This window comes from Serratia sp. NFX21, assembly GCF_048517035.1.
Classification (GTDB): Bacteria; Pseudomonadota; Gammaproteobacteria; order Enterobacterales; family Enterobacteriaceae; genus Serratia; species Serratia quinivorans.
Genome location: NZ_CP183196.1, coordinates 1,705,761 through 1,721,099, shown reverse-complemented (window position 1 = coordinate 1,721,099; position 15,339 = coordinate 1,705,761). Strand labels below are relative to the sequence as shown.

General features: G+C 55.6%; 14 protein-coding genes. 13 read left to right on the top strand and 1 reads right to left on the bottom strand.

The genetic code is table 11. The features are described 5' to 3' along the window. Positions 1-44 precede the first annotated feature (44 nt). From miaB to ACNT1W_RS08060, 12 genes are all read left to right on the top strand, one after another. Positions 45-1,469 (top strand): tRNA (N6-isopentenyl adenosine(37)-C2)-methylthiotransferase MiaB, encoded by a 1,425-nt coding sequence (miaB, locus tag ACNT1W_RS08115; protein ID WP_017891922.1) that lies wholly within the window; start codon positions 45-47, stop codon positions 1,467-1,469. Between the two features lie 139 nt (positions 1,470-1,608). Next, positions 1,609-1,944 (top strand): zinc ribbon domain-containing protein YjdM, encoded by a 336-nt coding sequence (locus ACNT1W_RS08110; protein ID WP_085115587.1) that lies wholly within the window; start codon positions 1,609-1,611, stop codon positions 1,942-1,944. Between the two features lie 214 nt (positions 1,945-2,158). Beyond that, entirely contained in the window at positions 2,159-3,214 is a 1,056-nt protein-coding gene (locus tag ACNT1W_RS08105) for a PhoH family protein (RefSeq protein WP_012005655.1), read from the top strand. Continuing rightward, positions 3,211-3,684 carry an rRNA maturation RNase YbeY gene (ybeY, locus tag ACNT1W_RS08100; protein ID WP_419246618.1) on the top strand — a complete coding sequence of 158 codons (474 nt, stop codon included), beginning with the start codon at positions 3,211-3,213 and terminating at the stop codon, positions 3,682-3,684. The genes ACNT1W_RS08105 and ybeY overlap by 4 nt, the downstream gene beginning before the upstream one ends. 84 nt (positions 3,685-3,768) lie before the next feature. Next, a complete protein-coding gene (corC, locus tag ACNT1W_RS08095; protein WP_012005653.1) occupies positions 3,769-4,647 on the top strand; it encodes a CNNM family magnesium/cobalt transport protein CorC in 879 nt (292 codons plus the stop codon). A 7-nt stretch (positions 4,648-4,654) separates the two neighbouring features. Continuing rightward, on the top strand, positions 4,655-6,184 hold the full coding sequence (gene lnt / locus ACNT1W_RS08090) for an apolipoprotein N-acyltransferase (RefSeq protein ID WP_419246617.1): 1,530 nt from the start codon (positions 4,655-4,657) through the stop codon (positions 6,182-6,184). 382 nt (positions 6,185-6,566) lie between these two features. After that, positions 6,567-7,463: an amino acid ABC transporter substrate-binding protein gene (locus ACNT1W_RS08085; protein ID WP_419246616.1), complete on the top strand. Its 897-nt coding sequence runs from the start codon at positions 6,567-6,569 to the stop codon at positions 7,461-7,463. A gap of 197 nt (positions 7,464-7,660) precedes the next feature. Beyond that, positions 7,661-8,401, top strand: a complete 741-nt coding sequence (locus tag ACNT1W_RS08080) for an amino acid ABC transporter permease (protein ID WP_017891917.1) — start codon at positions 7,661-7,663, stop codon at positions 8,399-8,401. Then, a complete protein-coding gene (gene gltK, locus ACNT1W_RS08075) occupies positions 8,401-9,075 on the top strand; it encodes a glutamate/aspartate ABC transporter permease GltK (protein ID WP_012005649.1) in 675 nt (224 codons plus the stop codon). Before ACNT1W_RS08080 ends, gltK begins: the two co-directional genes overlap by 1 nt. Continuing rightward, positions 9,075-9,800, top strand: a complete 726-nt coding sequence (locus tag ACNT1W_RS08070; protein WP_012005648.1) for an amino acid ABC transporter ATP-binding protein — start codon at positions 9,075-9,077, stop codon at positions 9,798-9,800. Before gltK ends, ACNT1W_RS08070 begins: the two co-directional genes overlap by 1 nt. Before the next feature lie 362 nt (positions 9,801-10,162). Beyond that, positions 10,163-11,095 (top strand): pyrimidine-specific ribonucleoside hydrolase RihA, encoded by a 933-nt coding sequence (rihA, locus tag ACNT1W_RS08065; protein ID WP_419246615.1) that lies wholly within the window; start codon positions 10,163-10,165, stop codon positions 11,093-11,095. A gap of 148 nt (positions 11,096-11,243) precedes the next feature. Next, positions 11,244-11,942, top strand: coding sequence for an FMN-dependent NADH-azoreductase (locus tag ACNT1W_RS08060; protein WP_419246614.1), 699 nt, complete (start codon positions 11,244-11,246; stop codon positions 11,940-11,942). Positions 11,943-12,000: 58 nt separating this feature from the next. Here ACNT1W_RS08060 and ACNT1W_RS08055 read toward each other — a convergent pair whose 3' ends face one another. Beyond that, complete coding sequence (locus ACNT1W_RS08055; protein ID WP_017891914.1) at positions 12,001-12,483, bottom strand: zinc ribbon-containing protein; 483 nt, start codon at positions 12,481-12,483, stop codon at positions 12,001-12,003. 266 nt (positions 12,484-12,749) lie between these two features. Here ACNT1W_RS08055 and leuS point away from each other — a divergent pair, with 266 nt between their 5' ends. Further along, positions 12,750-15,332: a leucine--tRNA ligase gene (gene leuS, locus ACNT1W_RS08050; RefSeq protein WP_012005644.1), complete on the top strand. Its 2,583-nt coding sequence runs from the start codon at positions 12,750-12,752 to the stop codon at positions 15,330-15,332. The last annotated feature ends 7 nt before the right edge of the window (positions 15,333-15,339 follow it).

The following is a 15,339-nucleotide window of genomic DNA, read 5'->3' as shown; positions in this document are numbered from 1 at the left end:
TCGCGTATCGCAACTTTCGCTCCGCACTGAGTAATGGCAAGTCAATGACCAAAAAACTACATATCAAAACCTGGGGCTGCCAGATGAATGAATATGATTCATCAAAAATGGCGGACTTACTGGGAAGCACGCACGGTTATCAATGGACCGACAACGCTGAAGAAGCGGACGTGCTGCTGCTCAATACCTGCTCGATCCGCGAGAAAGCGCAGGAAAAAGTTTTCGCCATGTTGGGCCGCTGGAGGCTGCTGAAAGAAAAGAACCCGGCGCTGATTATCGGCGTGGGGGGCTGCGTGGCCTCGCAGGAAGGTGAACACATCCGTAGCCGTGCGCCCTGTGTCGACGTGGTGTTTGGGCCGCAAACCCTGCACCGCCTGCCGGAAATGCTCAATCACGTGCAGGGCACCCGCAGCCCAATCGTCGATATCAGCTTCCCGGAGATCGAAAAGTTCGACCGCTTGCCGGAACCCCGTGCAGAAGGCCCGACCGCCTTTGTCTCCATCATGGAAGGCTGCAACAAATACTGTACCTTCTGCGTGGTGCCTTATACCCGCGGAGAAGAAGTCAGCCGCCCAAGCGACGACGTACTGTTTGAAGTCGCCCAACTGGCGGCGCAGGGCGTGCGTGAAGTCAACCTGCTCGGCCAGAACGTCAATGCCTACCGCGGGGCAACCTACGACGGCGGCATCTGCTCCTTTGCCGAACTGTTGCGCCTGGTGGCAGCCATTGACGGTATCGACCGCATCCGCTACACCACCAGCCATCCGATTGAATTCACCGACGATATTATTGCGGTATACGAAGACACGCCGGAGTTGGTCAGCTTCCTACATCTGCCGGTACAGAGCGGTTCAGACCGCATACTGACCATGATGAAGCGCGCGCACACCGCACTGGAATACAAAGCGATCATTCGCAAACTGCGCAAGGCGCGGCCGGACATTCAGCTCAGCTCTGATTTTATTATCGGCTTCCCAGGGGAAACCCAGGCCGACTTCGAACAGACCATGAACCTGATTGCCGAGATCAACTTCGACACCAGCTTCAGCTTTATCTACTCGTCACGCCCCGGCACGCCGGCGGCCGATATGGTGGACGACGTCAGCGAAGACGAAAAGAAACAGCGCCTGTATATCCTGCAGGATCGCATCAACCAGCAGGTGCTGCAGTTCAGCCGCCGGATGCTCGGTACCGTTCAGCGCATTCTGGTGGAAGGCACCTCACGTAAAAGCGTGATGGAGCTGGCGGGGCGTACCGCCTGCAACCGCATGGTAAACTTTGAAGGCACGCCGGATATGATTGGCCAGTTCGTGGATGTGGAAATCACCGAAGTCCTGACCAACTCACTGCGTGGCGCAGTGGTGCGTACCGAACAGCAGATGGATCTGCGCGTACATGAATCCCCGCAGTCGGTGATCGCCCGTACCCGCAAAGAGAATGCGCTGGGTGTCGGCATTTACCAGCCCTGATGCTGTTTTAGCCTGGCGCTAACCGTGGCGGCCGCGCTTCCCGCCGCCACGATAACGATGATCCTTATTATTTCTCTGTCGGGCCACGCGCCCGGCAATTTTCTTTTTTTTATTTTTTTGATTGAAGAGGCGACATAGCATGCAACTCCCACACTGCCCGAAGTGCAATTCCGAATACACTTATCAGGACAACAATCTGTTTATCTGTCCTGAGTGCGCCCATGAGTGGAGCGATAGCGCCCCGGCGGAAGACAACGATGCGCTGATTGTCAAAGATGCCAACGGCAACCTGCTGGCCGACGGCGACGCCGTAACCGTGGTAAAAGATCTGAAGGTCAAAGGCAGCTCTTCGATGCTGAAAATTGGCACCAAGGTGAAGAACATTCGTCTGGTGGAAGGCGACCACAACATCGACTGCAAAATTGATGGCTTTGGCCAAATGAAACTGAAGTCCGAGTTCGTGAAAAAGAACTGATCCCAGCTTCCATTCTCAAGTCATTACGCGGCTGTTTTGGCCGCGTTTTTCCTCCCCCTACCCTTGAAATTCAGCGCCGACGCACAGATAGATCATGGGTAAACTTGCGCCCATGCGTCGCACCATGAATAATTCAGGGTAGAGAACCTCAGGGTTTGCCCTGAATGCGCGTACCGAAAATCAACCAGGCCCGATATGAGCCTTGAGGAATAGTTTGAACGTCGCAACACAAGAAATTTTGTTAGAGCCGGCAGACAATCAGCGATTGCTCAGCCTGTGCGGCCCGTTTGATGACAATATCAAACAACTCGAACGCCGGTTGGGCATTGAAATCAACCGCCGTGATAACCGTTTCAAGCTGGTTGGCAAAAACCTGTGCGTGGTTGCCGCCGCCGATATCCTGCGCCACCTGTATGTGGACACCTCGCCCATCCGCGGCGTGATCCCGGATATCGACCCGGAACAGATCCATCTGGCCATCAAAGAAAGCCGGGTGTTGGAACAGGTTGCCGACAGCGTGCCGGATTACGGCAAAGCGGTCACCATCAAAACCAAACGCGGTATGGTGAAACCGCGCACGCCGAACCAGGCGCAGTACATCGCCAATATTCTCGACCATGATATTACCTTCGGTATTGGCCCGGCCGGTACCGGCAAAACCTATCTGGCGGTTGCCGCTGCGGTAGACGCGCTGGAACGTCAGGAAATTCGTCGCATCATGCTGACCCGCCCTGCGGTCGAGGCCGGTGAGAAACTGGGCTTCCTGCCGGGAGATCTGAGCCAAAAGGTCGATCCTTATCTGCGCCCGCTGTACGACGCCCTGTTTGAAATGCTGGGCTTTGAGCGCGTGGAGAAACTGATTGAACGTAACGTGATTGAAGTGGCACCCCTGGCCTATATGCGCGGTCGTACCCTGAACGATGCGTTTATCATTCTTGATGAGAGCCAGAACACCACCATCGAACAGATGAAAATGTTCCTGACGCGCATCGGCTTCAATTCAAAGGCAGTGATTACCGGTGACGTGACGCAGATAGACCTGCCGCGCAACCAAAAATCCGGCCTGCGCCATGCCGTGGAAGTGCTGTCGGACGTCGAAGAGCTGAGCTTCAACTTCTTCCATAGTGAAGACGTGGTACGTCATCCGGTGGTGGCCCGCGTGGTCATCGCCTATGAAGCCTGGGAAGCCGCCGAACAAAAGCGCAAAGACGCCATTGCCGAACAACGTAAACGCGAGGCGACCCTCGCCTCCGAGCAGGAGACACCATGAGTCAGGTGATTTTGGATCTGCAGCTGGCCTGTGCAGATAACAGTGGCCTGCCGGACGAAGCCACCTTCCAGCGCTGGCTGGAAGGCGTGCTGCCGCAGTTTCAGGAAGAAGCGGAGGTCACCATTCGCCTGGTGGATGAAGCCGAAAGCAATGAACTGAACCTGACCTATCGTGGCATGGACAAACCGACCAACGTGTTGTCATTCCCGTTCGAAGTTCCCCCGGGTATCGAGCTGCCGCTGCTTGGCGATCTGATCATCTGCCGTCAGGTGGTTGAACGGGAAGCCGCTGAGCAAGACAAGGCGCTGGAGGCCCACTGGGCGCATATGGTTGTCCATGGCAGCCTTCATCTGCTAGGGTATGACCACATCGAAGACGATGAAGCCGAAGAAATGGAGTCTTTGGAAACCGAAATCATGCACGGACTGGGTTACCCGGACCCGTACCTGGCGGAAAAAGACCCCCTCTGACGTCAGCTGATTTCCCCGCAGCCCCTGTATGGGGCTGTCGCTGACTCCCCTAACTCTGACATGAGTGATATTAACTAAAACGCCATGAGCGACGACCATTCACAAAGCAATGACAGCCCCAGTCCCAAGAAGGGGTTCTTTACTCTTATCCTTAACCAGCTGTTCCACGGCGAACCAAAAAACCGTGGCGATCTGGTAGAGCTGATCCGTGATTCCGAGCAAAACGACCTGATCGATCCCGATACCCGAGACATGCTGGAAGGCGTGATGGATATCGCCGAGCAGCGCGTGCGCGACATCATGATCCCGCGCTCCCAGATGGTGACGCTCAAGCGTAACCAAACGCTGGAAGAGTGCCTGGACGTGATTATCGAATCCGCCCACTCGCGCTTCCCGGTGATCAGCGAAGATAAAGATCACATCGAAGGCATTCTGATGGCCAAGGATCTGCTGCCGTTTATGCGCGCAGAATCCGAGGAATTCAGCATCGACAAGGTGCTGCGCACCGCAGTGGTGGTGCCGGAAAGCAAGCGGGTCGACCGGATGCTGAAGGAGTTTCGCTCCCAGCGTTATCACATGGCGATTGTCATTGACGAATTCGGCGGCGTGTCTGGCCTGGTCACTATCGAAGACATTCTGGAACTGATTGTCGGCGAAATTGAAGACGAGTATGACGACGAGGACGACCTGGACATCCGCCAGCTCAGCCGTCATATGTATACCGTGCGCGCACTGGCGCCGATTGAAGACTTCAACGAAGCCTTCGGCACCCACTTCAGCGACGACGAGGTCGACACCATCGGTGGCCTGGTCATGCAAGCCTTCGGCCACCTGCCTGCACGTGGGGAAACCATTGAAATCGAAGGTTACCTATTTAAAGTTGCGATGGCCGACAGTCGACGTATCATCCAGGTTCATGTAAAAATTCCGGACGATTCTCCGCAACCGAAACTGGAAGAATAAATCGAACATGGCTAAAGCCTCTTACCTTGATCGCCAGTGGGTTCGCGCCCTACTGGCGCTGTTGACTGGTGCCAGTGGCACGCTGGCGTTTTCCCCTTACGATATCTGGCCGGCGGCCATTGTCTCCCTGATTGGCCTGCTGGCCGTTACCCTGAACCGCACCACCAAACAGTCCGCCCTGCTCGGCTTCTGCTGGGGCTTTGGCTTGTTTGGTAGCGGGATCAACTGGGTTTACGTCAGTATCGCCGACTTCGGTGGCATGCCGTTTTCCGTCAATATCTTCCTGGTGGCGCTGCTCGCCGCCTATCTGTCTCTGTATACCGGGCTGTTCGCCGGCTTGCTGGCACGTCTTTGGCCAACCACCAGTTGGTATCGCCTGGCCATTGCTGCGCCGGTGCTGTGGCAGGTCACCGAGTTTTTACGCGGCTGGGTACTGACCGGCTTCCCCTGGCTGCAATTTGGCTACAGCCAACTCAACGGCCCGCTGAAAGGCGTGGCGCCACTGCTGGGGGTGGATACCATTACCTTTATGCTGATGGCGATTGCCGGGTTGCTGGTGTATGCCGTCAATCAACGTCGCATCACGCTGGCGGTGGTGGCGGTTGCACTGCTGCTGTTGCCGTGGCCGCTGCGCCAATTGCACTGGTATACCCCTCAGCCGGACAAGGCGGTCAACGTCGCTATGGTGCAGGGCAATATCGCTCAGTCGATGAAGTGGGACCCGAAAGCGCTGGTCAGTACGCTGCAAACCTATCTGGATGAAACCCGTCCTTATATGGGTAAAGCGCCGATCATCATTTGGCCGGAATCTGCCATCCCGGATTACGAAGCCAGCCAGAACGGCTTCCTGACCATGATGGACGACCTGATGCGCGCCAAAAACAGTAGCCTGATCACCGGTATTGTTGACGTTCGTGCCACCCCACAGGGCCAGCAAATCTACAACAGCGCCATCGTGTTGGGTGAACCGACGCCATACGTTTATCCGGCCAAAGACCGCTACAACAAGCACCATCTGGTGCCGTTCGGCGAGTTTGTACCGTTGGAAACCCTGCTGCGTCCACTGGCCCCCTTCTTCGACCTGCCGATGTCCTCTTTCAGCCGCGGCGATTACGTCCAGCCCCAGCTCAGCGTGAAGGGCTACAACCTGACGGCGGCGATTTGTTATGAAATTGTCCTCGGTCAGCAGGTGCGCGATAACTTCCGCCCGGACACCAACTTCCTGCTGACCATCTCCAACGATGCCTGGTTCGGTCATTCCATCGGCCCATGGCAGCACTTCCAGATGGCGCGCATGCGTGCACTTGAGTTGGGCAGACCTCTGTTGCGCAGCACCAACAACGGCGTGACAGCCGCAGTGGATGCTAACGGTGAAGTGATTGCAGAGATCCCGCAGTTCACTCGCAAGGTGCTGGAGGTGAAAATGACCCCCACCACCGGCATTACGCCTTATGCCCGCTTTGGCGCCACGCCATTGTGGATAATCACCTTGCTGCTCGGCGGCCTGGCGCTGTTCCTCGGCATGCGTCGTAAATAATCCCCCGGGGCGTGGCCATCGGCGCGCCCCGTTGTTTTTCCCTCCCTGTCAAAAATCATTGCCAAATCAACGCTTCTGGCACACTCCTTGCTTTACTTACTCCGTGATTTAGAGCCGATTTACTTTTGCTGACGTTTCGTCGTATTTGTGCACAACTCGAGAGCATCACTGGCACCATCAAGGTGCATTGGGGTTTTGTTGCATTAATTTGGTGCGCGTGGCGTCTCAAAAAAAGAAACATTTTAGTTTCAATCTGTTCACAATCGGCTATTTTCTAACGGTTATCTGTTCTAAGACTATCTTTATACTTGAGCAATAAATCTCCATTTAGAATCTGATGCTCTTTGAATTTGAGCCACCACAACAGCAAAGGAGTTGGACCATGCAAATGCGTAAATTGGCGTTATCGTTACTGCTGATCGGTACGGCGGCTAACGTAGCCCATGCGGAAGAACTGACCGGTACGCTGAAGAAAATCAAAGACAACGGCGTGATCGTTGTCGGCCACCGCGAATCGTCAGTGCCGTTCTCCTACTACGACAACCAGCAGAAAGTGGTGGGCTACTCCCAGGACTACTCCAACCAAATCGTTGAAGCGGTTAAGAAAAAACTGAACGCGCCGGATCTGCAGGTCAAAATGCTGCCGATCACCTCTCAGAACCGTATTCCGCTGCTGCAAAACGGTACCTTTGACTTCGAGTGCGGCTCGACCACCAATAACCTTGAGCGCCAGAAACAGGCCGCCTTCTCCGACACCATCTTCGTGGTCGGTACCCGCCTGCTGGTGAAAAAAGGCTCTGACGTTAAAGATTTCAAAGATTTGGCTGGCAAACCGGTCGTAGTCACCTCCGGCACCACTTCGGAAGTGCTGCTCAATAAACTCAATGACAGCGGCAAAATGAACATGCGCATCATCAGCGCCAAAGACCACGGTGATTCATTCCGCACCCTGGAAAGTGGCCGAGCAGTCGCCTTTATGATGGATGACGCCCTGTTGGCCGGTGAACGCGCGAAAGCCAAGAAGCCGGACCAATGGGAAATCATCGCAACGCCGCAGTCGAAAGAAGCCTACGGCTGTATGCTGCGTAAAGACGATCCTGAGTTCAAAAAACTGGTCGATGACACCATCGCTCAGGCCCAGACTTCAGGTGAAGCGGAAAAATGGTTTGATAAGTGGTTCAAACAGCCAATCCCACCGAAGAACCTCAACATGAACTTCGAACTGTCAGACGACATGAAGCAACTGTTCAAAGAGCCTAACGACAAAGCACTGAACTAATAAAACAAAGTCCAGGGTAACCTGGTCTTGTTGATGGCTGGGACAGACAGGAATGCGGGAGGCCGTTCCCCTCCCGCATTTTCCCCTTAACGCACCACCGATGCCGCACAAACAGGTCAGCCCGACTGGCCGCGGTACTTTCGGCGTGAATAGTCATCAATCTTTAGGCGCTCTGCGCCCGCTTAACGGAGTTTGTTATGTCAATAGATTGGAACTGGGGTATCTTCCTGCAGCAGGCCCCGTTTGGGAATACCACTTACCTCGGCTGGATTTGGTCCGGCTTTCAGGTCACGGTAGCCCTCTCCGTCTGTGCATGGATTATCGCTTTCTTTGTCGGTTCGCTATTCGGTATTTTGCGTACCGTACCCAACCGCTTTCTTTCCACCCTCGGTACCTGTTACGTCGAACTGTTCCGTAACGTGCCGCTGATCGTGCAATTCTTTACCTGGTATCTGGTGATCCCGGAACTGCTGCCGGCCAATATCGGCATGTGGTTCAAAACCGAACTCGATCCTAACGTGCAGTTCTTCGTTTCCTCGATGCTGTGCCTGGGGCTGTTTACCGCCGCCCGCGTATGCGAACAGGTACGCGCTGCCATTCAGTCACTGCCACGCGGTCAGAGAGCCGCCGGACTGGCCATGGGCCTGACGCTGCCGCAAACCTATCGCTACGTGCTGTTGCCGAACGCCTATCGGGTGATTGTGCCGCCGATGACCTCGGAAATGCTTAACCTGGTTAAAAACTCCGCCATTGCTTCCACCATCGGGCTGGTCGACATGGCTGCGCAGGCCGGCAAACTGCTGGATTACTCCGCGCATGCCTATGAATCCTTTACCGCGATTACGCTGGCCTACATCGCCATCAACGCCGTGATCATGCTGTTTATGCGACTGGTAGAGCGAAAAGTGCAGTTGCCCGGCAATCTGGGGAGTAAATAATGTACGAATTTGACTGGGCATCAATTGTCCCAAGCTTCCCTTACCTGCTGCAAGGTCTGTTGATCACGCTGAAGATCACCGTGACCGCTATCGTCTTCGGTATCCTCTGGGGCACCATTCTGGCCGTCATGCGTCTGTCGCCATTCAAGCCCATCAGCTGGTTTGCCGCGCTGTACGTCAACCTGTTCCGTTCGGTGCCGCTGGTGATGGTGCTGCTGTGGTTCTATCTGGTGGTTCCAAGCTTATTACAACAAGTTCTGGGGCTGTCGCCGAAAACCGATATTCGCCTGATCTCGGCTATGGTAGCCTTTTCCCTGTTTGAAGCGGCCTATTACTCGGAAATCATCCGCGCCGGTATTATCAGCATCTCGCGCGGCCAGTCTTCCGCCGCGCTGGCGCTGGGCATGAGCCACTGGCAGTCAATGAAACTGGTTATTTTGCCGCAGGCGTTCCGCGCCATGGTGCCACTGCTGCTGACTCAGGGCATCGTACTGTTCCAGGATACTTCTCTGGTCTACGTACTGAGCCTGGCTGACTTCTTCCGTACCGCCTCAACCATCGGCGAGCGCGACGGCACCCAGGTTGAAATGATCCTGTTCGCCGGCTTTGTCTACTTTGTTATCAGTCTCGCCGCCTCGGCGCTGGTAAGCTATTTGAAGAAAAGGACTGTTTGATGATATCCCTGAAAAATGTTTCTAAGTGGTACGGTCACTTTCAGGTTCTGACCGATTGCACCACCGAAGTCAAAAAAGGTGAGGTGGTGGTAGTCTGCGGTCCTTCAGGCTCGGGAAAATCTACCCTGATCAAAACCGTCAACGGCCTGGAGCCGATCCAGCAGGGCGATATCCTGGTGAACGGGACCCCGGTCAACAACAAGAAAACCAACCTGGCGCAGCTGCGTTCCAAGGTCGGCATGGTGTTCCAGCACTTTGAGCTGTTCCCGCACCTGTCGATCATCGACAACCTGACGCTGGCACAGGTAAAAGTGCTCAAGCGCGATAAAGCCGCCTCCCGCGAGAAAGGCCTGAAGTTACTGGAGCGCGTCGGCCTGACCGCTCATGCCAACAAGTTCCCCGGCCAGCTTTCCGGTGGCCAGCAGCAGCGTGTGGCTATCGCCCGTGCGCTGTGCATGGATCCTATCGCCATGCTGTTCGATGAACCCACCTCGGCGCTCGATCCGGAAATGATCAACGAAGTGCTCGACGTGATGGTCGAACTGGCAAACGAAGGCATGACCATGATGGTGGTGACCCACGAAATGGGCTTTGCCCGCAAGGTCGCCAACCGGGTGATCTTTATGGACGAAGGCAAAATTGTCGAAGACCGCAATAAAGACGACTTCTTCAACAACCCCGAGTCTGAGCGTGCCAAAGACTTCCTGGCAAAAATCCTGCACTGATTTATCTGATGCGCTCGTGCCCGTTATTAGGGAGAGCGTGCCGAAGGGGTCGTAGCAGCTTTAGCTGCCGGAGCGCCCCTCGGTGCGCTAGGCCCGGGTATCTCAGGAGAAAAAACAACGCTTGCCTCAATATGCATGCGCTCCATTCGGGGCGCATCTCCCCCTTCCCGGCACTAAAAGCGCTTGTTTCTCCCTGGTTTTGATCCGATGCTCGGAACACAACTCTACCCTATGGCTTTCAAGTTGCAGCTAGGCGACCAGCTCGCTCATCCCCAGGCGCTTACTTGAGTAAGTAACTGGGGTGAGCGAGCGCAGGTAACAACGCTGCGGCTTGAAAGACGACGGGTAAAAAGGAGATCTCTATGCCTCGCCCTATCATTATCGATTGCGATCCCGGCCTCGACGACGCCATTGCCCTTGCTATGGCACTGAGTTCACCGGAACTTGAAGTGAAAGCCATTACCACCTCTGCCGGTAACCAGACGCCGGAGAAAACCCTGCATAATGCGCTCGGGCTGCTGACGCTGATGAAACGCGAAGACATTCCTGTCGCCGCCGGTGCTGCGAGTCCGCTAATGCGTGAGCTGGTGATTGCCGACTATGTGCATGGCAAAACCGGCATGGGCAATACCCATCTGCCAACGCCCACCATCAAGCCGGTAAAACAAAGCGCCGTCGAACTGATCGCCAGCCTGCTGCGCAGCAGCCCGCAGCCCATCACTCTGGTGGTTACCGGTCCGATGACCAATATCGCCCTGCTGCTGGCTCAACACCCTGAGCTGAAAGGCAACATCGAGCGTATCGTCTTTATGGGCGGCGGCATGAACGCCGGCAACACCACCCCGGTGGCGGAATTTAATATTTTCGTCGACCCGGAAGCCGCCGAAATGGTACTCAAATCCGGCGTGCCGCTGACCATGGCGGGTCTGAACGTCACCCATCAGGCGCTGGTACTGCCGCAGGATATCGAACGAATCCGCCAGATTGACAACCCGGTCGCGCAGGCGGTAGCAGAAATGCTCGACTTCTACCTGCCGCTGTATCTCAGCCACCCGCGCGGGTTGCCCGGTGCCGCGATGCACGACCCCTGCACCATCGCCTGGCTGTTGGCACCACGGCTGTTTGGCAGTATCGAACGCTGGGTCGGTGTAGAGACCAAAGGAGAGTACACCCAGGGGATGACGGTGGTGGATATCTTCGGACAAAACGGCAAAGCGGCCAACGTGGAAGTGCTGACCGATATCGATCGTGAAGGGTTTATCAATCTGCTGGCCGAACGCGTCGCGCGTTACTGACCCGCTGGGACACCAACATAGTCAGCATTCAGTTTTTTTGATTTAACTCAGCGAATTTTTACGCTATCACTGGCCCAGGCTTGCCTCTAAGATGCTTTAAACGCACAGCGAACGCTGACAACCTTAGAGCAAGCCTGGAGATATCCGTATGAGTCGTATACTGGTCCTGAAATCAAGTATCCTGGGCGATTACTCCCAGTCTGGAAAATTAGTCGATTTTTTTGTTCAACAGTGGCGTGAAGCACACCCAAGCGACAACTTTACCTTCCGCGACCTGGCTAACCCGACCCTGCCGGAGCTGGATGGTGAAGTGATTGGCGGCTTTAGCGCCGGTGATAAGCCCTTAACGCCACATCAGCAAAAAACGCTGGCGCTTTCCGATGAGCTGATTGCCGAGCTGAAATCGCACGACACCATTATCATCAGCGCCCCAATGTACAACTTCAATATCCCGACCCAGTTGAAAATCTATTTCGACCTGGTCGCGCGTGCCGGCCAAACCTTCCGTTATACCTCCGAGGGTTCCGAAGGCCTGGTCACCGGTAAAAAAGCGATTGTGATCTCCAGCCGCGGCGGTATCCATGCCGAGACACCAACCGACCTGATCACGCCTTACCTGAAGCTGTTCCTGGGGTTCATCGGTATTACTGACGTGGAGTTCGTGTTGGCGGAAGGTTTTGCTTACGGGCCGGAAGCGGCAGAAAAAGCAGCGCAGGACAGCCGCATAGCGGTTACGCAGAAAGTGCCTGCGACGGTATACGCCGCCCTCGCAAACCAGCCTGAACTGGCCACAGCGCCGGCCGGCGGCGGTTTCCTCAGTAACCTGATGAAAAAACTGTTCGGTTAATCACGATCTCCCTGCCCCGGCCCTTTCCGCACAGGAAAAGGCCAGGGTGCGGGAAAACTCAAGGTTCGAAAGGCCGACGCTGAAACTGGTCATGGCCACATTTCGGGCATAGCGGCAACACTTCCGGCGTGTAAAACGCCAAATGATGATGACACTGCTCGCACACCAGATTCCCCAGGCCGACCACCTCACCGCTGTGGTAAACGCCATGGTGGCTGACGTCCTTGAAAACTTCGCGCCATTCCAACTGGGTTTTGTCGGTAATGTCCGCCAATTCCTGCCACAGGCTCTCTTTAATCACCCGCATAAAAACGCTGTCGGTAAATTCTTCCCGGCTTTCCTGGTAACTACGCGCAAACTCTTCCAGATCGCGCCGTACCGCCAGGGTCACCTGCTCTACTTCATCGCGCGTCAGCTCACCGGCTTCGTTCAGCCGTTTTTCAGCGCTCGCCACCAGTGAATCAATATCACGTTCGCCATTTTTCAAGCGTTCGGTCAGAGATGCCACCAATTCGCGGTAGTACTGAGCAACCTTGTTCATAATATCTCCTCGATGAACTTACGTGACGGGGCTTACCTCTTCAAAGTAGCTCTTATCATTTTAGCGGTAAATTGCTGATGTCACTTGGCAAGGCACGGGATCCTCAAGATGTGAGTCATATCATGGCGGAGATTTTTTAAATACGCCGAGTCGGGCGCTTGGTGTTGTTGCCGAGAGGTCTTATCAGCTATGCTATGCGGATCTATAAGTACTCAACAGAATGCTACGGATGTAGCTGTTTTACACCTACAGGACCACCAGCCGCCATGCAAGAGCAATACCGTCCAGAAGACATAGAATCGAACGTACAGCTTCACTGGCAAGAGAAGCAGACTTTCAAGGTTACCGAAGACGCGAGCAAGGAAAAGTATTACTGCCTATCCATGCTGCCATACCCATCAGGCCGTCTGCACATGGGGCACGTTCGTAACTACACTATCGGCGACGTGATCTCGCGCTATCAGCGCATGCTGGGTAAAAACGTACTACAGCCGATCGGCTGGGATGCGTTCGGCCTGCCGGCGGAAGGCGCCGCGGTTAAAAACAACACCGCGCCGGCCCCGTGGACCTACGACAACATCGAATACATGAAGAACCAGCTAAAACTGCTGGGCTTCGGCTACGACTGGGATCGCGAGATCGCTACCTGCGATCCGGATTACTACCGTTGGGAACAGTGGTTCTTCACCAAGCTGTACGAAAAAGGCCTGGTCTACAAGAAGACCTCTGCGGTCAACTGGTGCCCACACGATCTGACCGTGCTGGCCAACGAACAGGTTATCGACGGCTGCTGCTGGCGCTGCGACACCAAGGTCGAGCGTAAAGAAATCCCACAGTGGTTTATCAAAATCACCGACTACGCCGATCAACTGCTGAACGATCTCGATACGCTGGAAAGCTGGCCAGAGCAGGTGAAAACCATGCAGCGCAACTGGATTGGCCGTTCCGAAGGGGTGGACATCACCTTTGACGTGGCGGGCAGCGACGAGAAACTGACCGTTTACACCACCCGTCCAGACACCTTTATGGGTGCGACCTACGTGGCCGTTGCCGCGGGTCACCCATTGGCGCAACAAGGCGCAGTGAACAACCCGGCGCTGGCTGAATTTATCGAAGAATGCCGCAACACCAAAGTGGCCGAAGCCGAAATGGCAACGATGGAGAAGAAAGGCATGCCGACCGGCCTGTTCGCCATCCATCCGCTGTCCGGCGAGCAAGTGCCGGTTTGGGTCGCCAACTTCGTGCTGATGGAATACGGCACCGGCGCGGTAATGGCGGTTCCGGCTCACGACCAGCGTGACTGGGAATTCGCCACCAAATACGGTTTGCCGATCAAACCGGTAGTGCTGGCGCTCGATGGCAGCCAACCGGATGTCCAGGCCGAAGCCATGACCGAGAAAGGCACGCTGTTCAATTCCGGCGAGTTTGACGGTTTGGACCACCAGGACGGTTTCAACGCCATTGCCGACAAACTGGTCGCCAAAGGCGTCGGCCAGCGCAAGGTTAACTACCGTCTGCGCGACTGGGGCGTTTCCCGTCAACGTTACTGGGGTGCGCCAATCCCAATGGTCACGCTGGAAGACGGCACCGTAATGCCGACTCCGGAAGACCAACTGCCGGTGATCCTGCCGGAAGACGTGGTGATGGACGGCATCACCAGCCCGATCAAGGCCGATCCCGAGTGGGCGAAAACCACCGTTAACGGCCAGCCGGCGCTGCGTGAAACCGACACCTTCGACACCTTTATGGAGTCTTCCTGGTACTACGCACGCTACACCTGCCCGCAGTACGACAAGGGCATGCTGGATCCGGCCGCCGCCAACTACTGGCTGCCGGTCGATCAGTATGTCGGTGGTATCGAACACGCCATCATGCACCTGATGTACTTCCGCTTCTTCCACAAGCTGCTGCGTGACGCGGGCCTGGTCGATTCCGACGAGCCGGCAAAACGCCTGCTGTGTCAGGGCATGGTGCTGGCAGACGCCTTCTATTACAGCGGCAACAGCGGCGAACGCGTCTGGGTTTCCCCAGCCGACGCCATCGTTGAGCGCGATGACAAAGGCCGCATTATCAAAGCCACCGATCCACAAGGTCGTGAACTGGTCTATGCTGGCATGAGCAAAATGTCGAAGTCGAAAAACAACGGCATCGACCCGCAGGTGATGGTTGAGAAATACGGTGCGGATACCGTGCGTCTGTTCATGATGTTCGCTTCGCCGGCAGAAATGACGCTGGAATGGCAGGAATCCGGCGTGGAAGGGGCAAACCGCTTCCTGAAACGCGTGTGGAAACTGTCCTACGAACACCTGGAAAAAGGTGCCGTACAGCCGCTGAACGTAGCAACGCTGACTGAAGACCAGAAAGCGCTGCGCCGCGATCTGCACAAAACCATCGCCAAAGTGACCGACGATATCGGCCGTCGTCAGACCTTCAACACCGCCATTGCCGCCGTGATGGAGCTGATGAACAAGCTGGCCCGTGCTCCGCAGGAAAGCGAGCAGGATCGCGCTCTGCTGCAGGAAGCCCTGCTGGCAGTGGTCCGCATGCTGTATCCGTTCACTCCGCACGTGTGCTTCTCACTGTGGCAGGCGTTGGGCGGTGAAGGCGATGTGGACACCGCAGCCTGGCCGCAAGCCGACGAGCAGGCGATGGTCGAAGACTCCAAGCTGGTGGTAGTACAGGTCAACGGCAAGGTCCGCGCTAAAATTACTGTGGCAGCTGATGCAACCGAAGAGCAGGTGCGTGCGCGCGCCGCTGAGGAACATCTGGTCGCTAAATATCTGGACGGGGTTACGGTTCGTAAAGTGATCTATGTTCCGGGCAAATTGCTTAACCTGGTTGTGGGTTAACACAAGG